1 protein-coding gene is annotated in these 326 nt (G+C 69.6%); it reads left to right on the top strand.

The genetic code is table 11. The features are described 5' to 3' along the window. Positions 1-326, top strand: a 326-nt coding sequence (locus D9V41_RS17165; RefSeq protein ID WP_121795646.1) for a PstA family ABC transporter permease, incomplete at both ends; no start/stop codon positions are given.

Below are 326 nucleotides of genomic sequence, written 5' to 3'. Positions count from 1 at the left end.
ATGACCGGCATCCCGTCGATCGTCGCCGGCCTGTTCGCCTACGCCCTGTTCGTGATCTTCTTCGGTCCGGGCGTGCGCATGGGCATCGGCGGCGCGGTCGCGCTTTCGGTGCTGATGATCCCGGTCGTGGTGCGCTCCTGCGAGGAGATGCTGAAGCTCGTGCCGAACGAGCTGCGCGAGGCCTCCTACGCGCTGGGCGTGCCCAAGTGGCGCACGATCGTCAAGGTCGTCCTGCCGACCGCCCTGGCCGGCATCGTGACCGGCGTGACGCTGGCCGTGGCCCGCGTCATCGGCGAGACGGCGCCGCTGCTCATCATCGCCGGTCT

This window comes from Aeromicrobium phragmitis, assembly GCF_003674095.1.
GTDB lineage: Bacteria > Actinomycetota > Actinomycetes > Propionibacteriales > Nocardioidaceae > Aeromicrobium > Aeromicrobium phragmitis.
Note: the sequence above shows the minus strand (reverse complement) of the source record. Positions and strands in the feature narration are given on the sequence as shown.